At 60.0% G+C, this 7,966-nt stretch carries 12 protein-coding genes and 1 other annotated feature; all 12 genes read right to left on the reverse strand.

Features of this window, described 5'->3' with window-relative positions:
- Nucleotides 1-41: 41 nt before the first annotated feature.
- Nucleotides 42-647: a R3H domain-containing nucleic acid-binding protein gene (locus SYN63AY4M2_RS12480; RefSeq protein ID WP_228375238.1), complete on the reverse strand. Its 606-nt coding sequence runs from the start codon at nt 645-647 to the stop codon at nt 42-44.
- A 106-nt stretch (nt 648-753) separates the two neighbouring features.
- Entirely contained in the window at nt 754-1,932 is a 1,179-nt protein-coding gene (gene yidC / locus SYN63AY4M2_RS12485) for a membrane protein insertase YidC (protein WP_011430615.1), read from the reverse strand.
- Between the two features lie 329 nt (nt 1,933-2,261).
- Nucleotides 2,262-2,675, reverse strand: coding sequence for a 50S ribosomal protein L7/L12 (gene rplL / locus SYN63AY4M2_RS12490; RefSeq protein WP_011430613.1), 414 nt, complete (start codon nt 2,673-2,675; stop codon nt 2,262-2,264).
- 73 nt (nt 2,676-2,748) lie between these two features.
- Entirely contained in the window at nt 2,749-3,312 is a 564-nt protein-coding gene (rplJ, locus tag SYN63AY4M2_RS12495; RefSeq protein ID WP_099813120.1) for a 50S ribosomal protein L10, read from the reverse strand.
- A gap of 73 nt (nt 3,313-3,385) precedes the next feature.
- Nucleotides 3,386-3,541, reverse strand: a sequence feature (ribosomal protein L10 leader region).
- Nucleotides 3,542-3,630: 89 nt separating this feature from the next.
- Nucleotides 3,631-4,341, reverse strand: coding sequence for a 50S ribosomal protein L1 (rplA, locus tag SYN63AY4M2_RS12500; RefSeq protein ID WP_011430610.1), 711 nt, complete (start codon nt 4,339-4,341; stop codon nt 3,631-3,633).
- Nucleotides 4,342-4,440: 99 nt separating this feature from the next.
- Nucleotides 4,441-4,866 (reverse strand): 50S ribosomal protein L11, encoded by a 426-nt coding sequence (rplK, locus tag SYN63AY4M2_RS12505; RefSeq protein WP_011430609.1) that lies wholly within the window; start codon nt 4,864-4,866, stop codon nt 4,441-4,443.
- 9 nt (nt 4,867-4,875) lie between these two features.
- Complete coding sequence (nusG, locus tag SYN63AY4M2_RS12510; protein ID WP_099883854.1) at nt 4,876-5,547, reverse strand: transcription termination/antitermination protein NusG; 672 nt, start codon at nt 5,545-5,547, stop codon at nt 4,876-4,878.
- Between the two features lie 83 nt (nt 5,548-5,630).
- Complete coding sequence (secE, locus tag SYN63AY4M2_RS12515; RefSeq protein ID WP_228375513.1) at nt 5,631-5,852, reverse strand: preprotein translocase subunit SecE; 222 nt, start codon at nt 5,850-5,852, stop codon at nt 5,631-5,633.
- A gap of 146 nt (nt 5,853-5,998) precedes the next feature.
- A complete protein-coding gene (locus tag SYN63AY4M2_RS12520) occupies nt 5,999-6,352 on the reverse strand; it encodes a hypothetical protein (protein WP_011430606.1) in 354 nt (117 codons plus the stop codon).
- Nucleotides 6,343-7,104, reverse strand: coding sequence for a tRNA (guanosine(37)-N1)-methyltransferase TrmD (gene trmD, locus SYN63AY4M2_RS12525; protein ID WP_011430605.1), 762 nt, complete (start codon nt 7,102-7,104; stop codon nt 6,343-6,345). The genes SYN63AY4M2_RS12520 and trmD overlap by 10 nt, the downstream gene beginning before the upstream one ends.
- Nucleotides 7,105-7,109: 5 nt before the next feature.
- Nucleotides 7,110-7,529 (reverse strand): hypothetical protein, encoded by a 420-nt coding sequence (locus SYN63AY4M2_RS12530; RefSeq protein WP_049749759.1) that lies wholly within the window; start codon nt 7,527-7,529, stop codon nt 7,110-7,112.
- Between the two features lie 157 nt (nt 7,530-7,686).
- Nucleotides 7,687-7,966 (reverse strand): zinc ribbon domain-containing protein (locus tag SYN63AY4M2_RS12535; protein WP_143597032.1); only part of this gene is annotated, 280 nt, incomplete at its 5' end.

Here is a 7,966-nt window from a genome sequence, read left to right on the forward strand (position 1 = left end):
GCCCCTATCGGCAAGAGAGCCGCACAGCCAGCGCCTCCAGGTCAGGGTCGAGAAGAGGCCCGCCGGATCACCAGGCGACGGTCAGGCTCCTTGCCACGGCTGAAAGTTTCCAGATCGGCGTAGGCAGGGTCTTTCAGGAGCGTGTGGATCTGCCGCCGCTCGGCAGCAGAGAGATCGGGAAACTCGTATTCCCGACCACTGGTTCTCACCTTTTCCACCGCGACAGCAACCAAGGCTTTGAGCTCCTGCAAACGGCGCTGACGATAGCCATCCAGATCCAGGATATAGGGCTGCTGTTGGTCTTCTGGCTGGTTGAGGTTGAGAAGGGTGTTGGCCAAATACTGCAACGCATCCAAAACCACCGGGGAGCGCTCTTCCTCGGGGCCGGCTTCTTTGGACGGCGGCAAGGGCGATGCAGGCGCTTTTGAGAGCAACATTTGCTTCTGAGCCGGCGTTAGAGAATCGGCCTCGATTTCGATTATCTCCCCCACCACTCGCACCACCGCCGGGATTCCCATCGCCGCCAGCACCTGCTGCAACCACTGCCTGGCCCGTTCTCGATGTTCGGCAGGAGAAAGCTTGCCCTGGGAAGGCGCAGCGGTTCCCTCAGACTTCTGATGCGATTTTTTGGCGGCGGATCTCTTCACAGATCCCGTAGAGGACTCAGGGCGGCTCATCCTGGGCAGCTTCCAATTCTGAAGAGGTATCAAGCACTCGACCTAAGCCCGCCCCAAGCCAAGCAGCAAGGACTTGCTAGGGCTCAAAGGGCAGGGATTCGCGCCCTCCCCCGGCTGCCTTTGGCTTGGCTGGTCGGTCAACCTCCTTGGCTTCCCCTGTGCTCGCCTGGGCAGCGCGACGGCGCTCCTCTTCCACCAACTGCTGCAAGTTCTCAGGCAACGGCTCCCGCGAGAGCAAGAAGGTTTGCACGGTTTGGAAGATGTTGGAGACAAGAATATAGAGCAAGACCCCAGCCGGCAAGGGGAAGAACAGGAACATCGCCGAGAACAGCACAGGGGTGATGCGGGCCATCGAGCTCTGGCTGGGATCCTCCTGGCCGGCGTTGGTCAGGGATTGGTTCAGGTAAATGGAGACACCGAAAAGGACGATCATGCCGATGATGTCCCAGTGAATGGTGCCATCCGGATCAAAGGCGCCGACGCGGCCTAACTTGTCAATAAACAGAAAGCCCGTGTCAGAGGCCAAGCCCGGGATCGCAACCTCCACCGTCACTTCCCCCGGCTGCAGGGCCAGCAAGGTGCCATCCGGCTGGATCTGGGCCCGCTCTTCTCCTTTGGTGATCTTCCAGGTGGGCCGCAACAGGGTGGGATCCCCGCCCGCCTCTGCCACCAACTGCTCAAAGGGCTTGCCCCCCGGCCCCTGCAGCCTAAACTGCACCTGCTCCCCTACGGCAATCTTGGTGCCCTTGGGCGCCACCAGCACCACCGGCTTGTGTACCGAGTCGGTGACGAAGATGTTCTTGCTGGGGCTGACGTAGGGGGTGGGCACCACCTCTGCCGCCACCTCTGCTGGCAGGATCTGCAGGTTGACATCGTAGGTAACCGCCGCAAAGGGGGATCCCCGCAGCGTGGCAAACAGAGCAAACAGCACCGGCATTTGAATCAAGAGCGGCAGACAACCCCCCAGCGGGTTGACCCCCAGCTCGCTGTACAGTTTGGCCTGGGCCTCGCGCAGCTTTTGCGGGTCATCCCGGTACTTTTCCTGGATCTCTCGCATCCGCCGCTGCATCAGGGGGTTGATCACCTTCATGCGCCGCATGTTGCGGATGGATCCGACGTTGAGGGGGTAGAGGGCAAAGCGGATCACCAACGTCAGGAAGATGATGGCCAGTCCATAGCTGGGCACGATCCCGTAGAAAAAATCCAGGATCGGCAGCATGACGTTGTTGGAGAGAAATCCGACTCCGAAGTCCATGGGGGGTGCTGGCGAACGTCCGTAACCCATTGTAAGGGTTTCCGACCGGCTGACGAGGGCGTTTTCAGAGTTGAAGCGCTCCAATCAGCAAGAGAGACCTGGGCACTTGCCGGCCTCGCCAACCCTCCCCTTCTCCCAGGGGAGACTAGCCAAACGATTTCCCTGCCTTGCCGAGGGAGAGGGGCAGGGCGCGGCGGCATATCAGTGAAAAAGGAGGGGCTGCTTTGCCCCTCCCTCATCGTTCTGGTTAAACTTGGGGCTCTGGCAGCACCCCTTTTCTGGAAGCAAGAGGCGCTCTGGATGAGGATCCCTTTCCCCTGCCGACGGGACTACTTGACCTTGACCGTGGCGCCAGCTTCCTCTAGCTTCTTCTTGATCTCGTTGGCTTCCTCTTTGGGGATCCCTTCCTTGACCGGTTTGGGAGCAGCCTCCACAAGATCTTTGGCATCTTTCAGGCCCAAGCCGGTCAACTCGCGCACCACCTTGAGGACGGCGATCTTCTTATCCGCGGGGACAGCCTCGAGAATGACATCAAAGGCCGTCTGCTCTTCCACGGGTTCAGGCGCCGCTGCCGGCGCCGGCGCCGCTGCTGCTGCCACGGGAGCAGCCATGACCATGCCACCTGCCGGGGCAGCCGCACTGACGCCAAAGGCTTCTTCGATGGCTTTCACCAACTCGGAAGCTTCCAACAAGCTCAACGCTTTCAACTCTTCCAGGATCTTTTGAACACGCTCCGAAGCCATGGTCTTGTCTCCTCAGGGTAACGAAGTGGATAGGGTGGAATCGGGTCGATGAACCCAAGACAGGCCGAGCCCGTCAGGCCGCCTCCTTGTCGGCAATAGCCCGGATGGCCCTTGCCAGGGAGGCCGGGATTTCTTGGATACCGCGGGCCACCTGCGTAGGCACGGCATTGAGCCCAACCGCCAGTCGAGTGGCTACCGACTTGAGGCTGCCCGCCACCTGGGCCATGAGCACCTCCTTGGGCGGCAGCTCGGCGATGGCCTTGGCCTGATCCAAGGTCAGAGATAGCCCCTCGGCAGCGGCGCCGCGGAACTCGGTTTTCTTGGTTTGCTTGGCGAAATCTTGATACGCCTTCAGGGCTGCCGGAATATCGCCCCGGATCATGATAAAGGCCGTCGGCCCTGACAGGAAGGGAAGAATTCCTGCCCAAGCCTTTTGGTCGGCGACAGCCCGCCGCATCAAGGTATTTTTAACAACCATGCAGACAGCATCCGCCTTGCGCAGCTCCGCCCGCAGTTGGTTCATCTCGGAAACGGTCAGCCCCTTGTAGTCGATTACCAGCACCATTTGGCTGGCTTGCAACAGGGAGCGAACTTCATCGACCATCTCCGCTTTTTTCGCTAAAGGTTGCTTGCCCATACGCTCACCTCCTTTGTGGTCACTGGCTCACTGAGAGCCGAACAGGTGTTGCCGTCGGAAGGGGGTATCTGGAGCCGCCAAAGAGAATGCGCCTCAGCCATAGCCGAGACGCATTGAGACAAGCGTAACCTAGCAGTCCACAACGGGATCCCTTAGCACTCCGCTCAAACCTCGGCAGGACATTAAGCCCCTTGGCCCCTGCTGTCTTCGGCTCGCTATTCGACTGTGGAAAGCTCTTCTCTGCCCAGATCCTCCGGAAAAATGGCCAATTCAAACGGCAAGCAACTGCCTTTGCCCCTTTGCAGCGCCGAAGCAGGCTTAAGCAACCAACTTCAGCTCTCGCAGAGCATTGATGTCAACCTCAATCGAGGGCCCCATTGTAGCACAAACATGTAGAGCTCGCCAATACTTGCCCTTGGCTCCAGGGGGACGGTTGCGATCAATGGACTCCTGCACGGCTTTCAGGTTTTCCAGCAGAGCTTCGACGGGAAACTTGCACTTGCCGAAGATCAAATGCACAATGCCGGTTTTGTCCGCCCGGTACTCCAGCTTGCCGGCTTTGAACTCCTTGATGGCTTGGGCCAAATCCATGGTGACCGTCCCGCCCTTGGGAGAGGGCATGAGGCCGCGCGGCCCCAATAGCCGCCCCAGCTTAGCAACCTGGGGCATCACATCGGGGGTGGCAATCAGCAGGTCGAAGTCGATCACGCCCTTGCCGATCTCCTCGATCAGGTCTTCAAAGCCCACCCGGTCGGCCCCTGCGTTCTGGGCTTCCGTAACCTTCTCGCCGCGGGCAATCACCGCCACGCGAATCTCCTGCCCGGTGCCGCGGGGCAAGACGACGGTGGTGCGCAACTGCTGGTCGGCGTACTTGGGATCGATCCCCAGGCGGATGTGAACCTCCGCCGCCTCGTCAAATTTGGCAGTGGCCGTCTCCTTCATCAGGGCCAGGGCTTCTGCGGGGGGATAGGCAATGGGCTTGACTTTCTCCCGCAAAGCTTGCATACGTTTGGACAGTTTTCGAGCCATAGTTTCTCCTCGGGGTGCTGGCGAGAACTTCTCTCCCCCATAATGGTCTGCCAAAACTTCCAGACAACAAAGACTAGAGATCCTTAAGTCGATCGACAATCAATCAACTATTGTCACCCCCATGCTGCGGGCGGTGCCGGCGATGATCTTCATGGCCGCCTCCACGTCACGGGCATTCAAATCGGGCAGCTTCTGCTCGGCAATCTGGCGCAGTTGCGCCCGCGTCAGGGATCCTACCTTGACTTTGTGGGGCTCACTGGATCCCGACTCAATGCCGAGGGCTTTTTTGATCAACACCGAAGCCGGCGGCGTCTTGAGGACGAAGGTGAAGCTGCGATCCTCGTAAATCGAGATCTCGACCGGCACCACCATCCCGGCTTGATCGGCCGTTTTGGCGTTATATTCCTTGCAGAAGGCCATGATGTTAACCCCGTGCTGGCCCAGAGCCGGGCCGATGGGGGGAGCGGGGGTGGCTTTGCCCGCTTGGATGGCCAGCTTGACCACTGCCACCAGTTTCTTAGCCATGAAACGCGGTTACACCTCTTTGCGCACTTGACCAAACTCTAATTCTACCGGAGTATCGCGCCCGAAAATCGAGATCAAAGCCTTGAGCTTGCCCCGCTCTGGGCTGACATCCACCACCTCGCCGTAAAATCCCTGGAAGGGGCCAGCGAGCACCTCGATGCGATCCCCAGGTGCCATGTCGATCTTGAGGGGCACTTCTTCCACCTCGACGCTGCTGAAGATGCGCTGGACTTCGCTGGGGCTAAGGGGCCGTGGCGTCACATGGCCGCGACCACGACCGTAGGCCCTTCTCTCTTCCGTGCCGACGAAGTTGATCACGTTGGGGGTGGTTTTCACCACCATCCAGGTGTCGTCGTTGAGATCCATGCGCACCAGCACATAGCCGGGAAAAATCTTTTCCTCTTGTTCCTGGCGCTTGCCGGATCGATCGAGCTTGAAGCCCGTCCGCTTCGGGATCACCACCTCGACAATCTGATCTGCCACATCCAGAGCCGCCGCCCGCTGCATCAGGGTGCTTTTGACTTTGTTTTCGCAGCCTGAAGCCACCTGCACGGCGTACCAGCGCAGGTTGCGGCGACCTTGACTTTCGCTTTCTTCCCCCTCCGCCGCCGTGCCCGCAGGCTCTAGGGGCTCGAGGCGGCCCCCCCGGCCTCTCCGCCGCTGCTCTGGCTCTGGGCTCATCACCTCACCTCCTCTCTGTATCTGTCTGTGTGCATGGGCCTCCTCTCCCCAAGTCCTTGGCAGGGGCCATCTGGGGAAAAACCTCACGAGAACAGTTGAGTGGCCAGCCAGCCGAACAGTTGATCGACCAGGTAGATGAACGAGGCGAAGGCCAACACAATCAGTAAAACTCCCACCGATTCGCTAATCAGTTGCTGGCGGCTCGGCCAAACAATTTTGGCCAACTCCGCACGGGTCTCTTGGAGAAAGCCTGGGATCCCTTTAGACTCAGTGGAACTGGAGTGGCCCCGGCTGGCGGGATCCAAACGCTGTTCCGTATCGGCTTTGCTAGAAGAGGTGCTTTTAACCACGGTGGTATCTCCTGATGGATCCCGAAAACGGTGCGCCACCTTTTAGCGCACGCAAGATCGGCTTAGCGATCTTAACAGATCTGTTGAGGGTGGGATCCCTCTCAAGGGTCGGGAGTGGACTCAGGCGTCAGCGCTCTGGGGGAGAGCACCAAAGGGCGGCGGGAGCAGTTGAATTGCTCTACCGCTGCGTCGATCCCGGCTTTGCTGTCCCAACGCGAGGCGGCATTTTGCCGGGAGAGAAACTCGGCGGCCCGCAGGAGGTCGTTCATGTCAATGCTGGTGCCGTCGAACAACTGGACGTTGCGGTCGCGGCGGATGGCCTCGTTGACATCTCCCCTTTGGGCCAGGGCAACTTCGGAGCTGGCCAGGATCCCCAGCAGAAGCAGACCCAGCGCTGCAGGGATCCCAAGCCGGCCAACAGGGGTGAAAGGGGAGCGGAGACGGTTTACAAACATCGATCCTGTTCCTCCACATCGGTGTGCTGCTCGGCCAGTCCCTCTGCCAGCAACTGTTGTTCTTCAGGCGTGAGGGGGCGTTTGGCCAACAGGTCTGGTCGCCTTCGCCAGGTGCGAACCAACTGCTGTTGCAGACGCCAACGGGCGATGGCTCGGTGGTCGCCTGAGAGAAGCACCGGCGGCACCTTGTGCCCTTGGAACTCCGGTGGACGGGTGTACTGAGGATACTCCAGTAGCCCCGTCTCGAAACTTTCGCTCCTCAGCGAATCTATCTTACCAACTGTGCCCGGCAAGAGCCGCACCACGCCGTTGATCAAGGCCAGCGCCGGGATCTCCCCCCCTGTCAGGACAAAATCGCCCAGCGACACCTCGCGGGTGGCCAGGTGTTGGCGGATCCGCTCGTCAAAGCCTTCGTACTGGCCACAGAGCAGGATGAGCTGCGCCTTTTGGGCAAGTTCTTGCAGCAGCGCCTGGTTCAGCGGTTGCCCCTGGGGCGTGAGCAAGATGATCTCGCAGGGATCCAGGCGGGGCAGGGAGGCGACGGCTGCAAAGAAAGGCTCTGGCTTGAGCACCATGCCCACCCCGCCCCCGTAGGGCTCATCATCGACCCGGCGGTGCTTGTCGGTGGCAAAGTCCCGCGGGTTGGTGCAGTGAACCTCGGCAATCCCCTGCTCTAGGGCCTTGCCCACCAGCCCGATGCGCAGCGGCGTTGCAAAAAACTCCGGGAAGAGGGTGATGACGTCGAACCGCACAAGACTTAGGAGGAGGCAGAGGGAGGTTCTGTGCGCAGCCGCTCTAGATCCAGGCGCAAAGACTCGATCTGGTGGATCAGTTCCATCAGCTCGGCCATCTCTTCTTTGGAGATAGGGGCAGAGCCGGCAGGGGAAGCCGTGGTCGGGGGGGTACTCTCAGCAGGAGCGGGCCTCTCGCTGTCTGGAACTGTGGCGGGGGCGTTGGCGGCTGGATCCCTGAGACTTTCAACGTAGCGGACAGCCTCCTGTTCGATCAGCTCCCCCTTTTGCTCCAGTTCTGCTGCCAGTTGTGCCAAGTCCATCGAGAGGCGGTTGAGGTTTTCGGCCCGCTTTTCCGGGTCTTGGAGGATCTCCACCAGGGCAGTGGCCGTGCCGTAAAAGATGTGGCGAGCCCGCGTGAACCAGTCAGAAGAGCGAGAACTCATGGCAGCAGTCAAAGGGGGTGGGGATCTCCATTCTAGGCAATGCCTGGCGGGTATTGCTTGAGGCGCTTGGAATATGAGAACGGGCTCAATCCACGGCGCGAATCTCGCCGCTGTTGAGCCGCTCCACAACCAATTCCAGCAGCTCGTGCTGATACATTTACGCTGAACACTGCTGAGCATTACTGCTCAGCGGTGAAGCGATAGCATTCTGTCCGTTTCCGTTGTCACTACGCGACGCTGACGCGACCGCGCTACTCGGACGGAGTCCAAACAGAAAGGCGGTATCCCGCAAAGCTCTGAGCATAACACCCAGAGCGCCTTGCCAATCTCGTGGTAGCCTATGGTTGCACTTCGGGCATCTAAACACCTTTGCGCCACCCAACTTGGTGTGGATGTGCCCGCACTTGGTACAGGTTTTGCTGGTGTACGCTTCCGAT

This window comes from Synechococcus sp. 63AY4M2, assembly GCF_002760475.1.
In the GTDB taxonomy this organism is placed as follows: domain Bacteria; phylum Cyanobacteriota; class Cyanobacteriia; order Thermostichales; family Thermostichaceae; genus Thermostichus.

What these genes read in the sequence shown, in the direction of transcription:
- yidC (WP_011430615.1), bottom strand. Translation starts at nt 1,932, where the DNA reads ATGGACTTCGGAGTCGGATTTCTCTCCAACAACGTCATGCTGCCGATC.
- rplL (WP_011430613.1), bottom strand. Translation starts at nt 2,675, where the DNA reads ATGGCTTCGGAGCGTGTTCAAAAGATCCTGGAAGAGTTGAAAGCGTTG.
- rplJ (WP_099813120.1), bottom strand. Translation starts at nt 3,312, where the DNA reads ATGGGCAAGCAACCTTTAGCGAAAAAAGCGGAGATGGTCGATGAAGTT.
- rplA (WP_011430610.1), bottom strand. Translation starts at nt 4,341, where the DNA reads ATGGCTCGAAAACTGTCCAAACGTATGCAAGCTTTGCGGGAGAAAGTC.
- rplK (WP_011430609.1), bottom strand. Translation starts at nt 4,866, where the DNA reads ATGGCTAAGAAACTGGTGGCAGTGGTCAAGCTGGCCATCCAAGCGGGC.
- nusG (WP_099883854.1), bottom strand. Translation starts at nt 5,547, where the DNA reads ATGAGCCCAGAGCCAGAGCAGCGGCGGAGAGGCCGGGGGGGCCGCCTC.
- SYN63AY4M2_RS12520 (WP_011430606.1), bottom strand. Translation starts at nt 6,352, where the DNA reads ATGTTTGTAAACCGTCTCCGCTCCCCTTTCACCCCTGTTGGCCGGCTT.
- SYN63AY4M2_RS12530 (WP_049749759.1), bottom strand. Translation starts at nt 7,529, where the DNA reads ATGAGTTCTCGCTCTTCTGACTGGTTCACGCGGGCTCGCCACATCTTT.